At 74.3% G+C, this 1,552-nt stretch carries 1 protein-coding gene and 1 pseudogene; both read right to left on the bottom strand.

Features of this window, described 5'->3' with window-relative positions; translation table 11 throughout:
- The coding region (locus tag B8460_RS14635; protein ID WP_148360621.1) for a tetratricopeptide repeat protein at nt 1-247 on the bottom strand (247 nt) is incomplete at its 3' end.
- A 59-nt stretch (nt 248-306) separates the two neighbouring features.
- Nucleotides 307-1,552, bottom strand: a pseudogene (locus B8460_RS22920) (hypothetical protein); the annotation flags it as partial.

Genomic DNA, 1,552 nt, shown 5'->3' with positions numbered 1-1,552 from the left:
GCGCCAGGGCCAGGGCACGCAGGAACGCGAGGTCGGCGCCGTCGGGATTGGCCGTCTCAAGCCGGGCGGTGCCGAGCCAGGCCCACGCATCGGCATGATCCGGCGCGAGCCGCACGGCGGCGGCGAAGGCGCGCACGGCATGGTCCCAGTGACCGGCCCGTAGTCGCGCCGCGCCGAGAATCAGCTGCGTCTCGGCCAGCCGCGGCGCCCGCAGCGCCGCCCGGCGCGCCTCCGCCAAGGTTGGCACGGTTGTGGGCGCGGGCCAGGACGCGGCCATCTCAGTCCGGGCGCCGGGCAAGCGCGCGCCTACGACACCGGCCAGATCCAGAACACCAGTCCCACCAGCATGATGAACGCACCGCTCAGCACCTCGGCATAGCGTTCGAGCAGCCCGAGACGGAGGCGCCGCAGGCCCGCCGTCGAAACGACGCACAGCAGGACATAGGTTGCGATCGTCGCCGCCGCGAAGACAAGCGCCATCAGCGCCAACAGCGCGACGCCATACCGCGCCGCCGCGAAGAAGGCGGGTATCCCCTCCAGCATCGGCGACGAGCCGAGGATCAGCAGAAGCGCGGTCCGCGCCGAGGTGCGGTGCGCGTGGCGGTGCCGCGGCGGCGCGGCATCGGCGTCGAGCGCCAGGTCGTGCGCGTCCTCGGCCGTGTGATCGTGCCAGTGGAGATGCGGCGGCCCGTCGCCGTGGCGGTGCAGATGCACGTGGCGGGTGCGCACCAGCACGCCGCCAGGCAACGGCGCGTAGAGCGGATCGTCCGGCGGCGCCGCCGGGGCGGCGGGAGGGAAGGCATCGTCCTCCGCGTCGTGATCATGCTCGATGAAGGTCGTCGCGTGGCGGTGGGCATGATCCCTGTGCGCCAGGGTCACGATCACCTCGAAGCCGTGTGGCTCGGGGATCGGCTCCAGCGACTCCCAGTAGGCGCCGCGGCGGGCGAAGGTGAAGGTCTGACGCCGCCCGTCGGGGCGGATCGTCTCCAGCCGGACGAAATCGACCTCGGCGCCGGAGAGCCGGAAGCGCGGCGGCACGCCGTCCTCGTAGATGGAGAGCAGCGCGCCGTGATGCGCGTCGCCCAGCCGCACCAGCTCGGGCCCATGCACGCCGCCGGCATCCCCGTGGCCGTGCGCGTGGTGGTGCCCGTGCCCATGCCGGTGCGCGTGGCCATGTCCGTGGCCATGCCCGTGTCCGTGCCCATGCCCCCGGCGCAGGTCGCGCCAGGAAGCGACGGCCATCCAGCCGCCGAAGGCGATCAGGGCGAGGCTCGCGCCGGTATCGACGATCCGGCCGAACCGATCCGCGACCGCCACGCCCGCGACCCAGACCAACAGGCCGAGCGCGAGGGTGGTGGCGGCATGGCCCACGCCCGCGAGGGCCGCCGCGCGCGCCGTCTCGGCCCGCGACCAGCCGCGCTGCCGCGCGAGCAGCGTGATCGGCACCCAGTGATCGGGAACGACGGTATGCAGCACGCCGACCACCGCCACCGCGGCGACGAGCAGGGCGCTGCCCCCGTCACTCAAGGCCCGCCGCCGCGCGCCCGCCCGT

This window comes from Acidisphaera rubrifaciens HS-AP3 (assembly GCF_000964365.1).
In the GTDB taxonomy this organism is placed as follows: domain Bacteria; phylum Pseudomonadota; class Alphaproteobacteria; order Acetobacterales; family Acetobacteraceae; genus Acidisphaera; species Acidisphaera rubrifaciens.
This window is presented reverse-complemented; position numbering and strand designations above follow the sequence as displayed.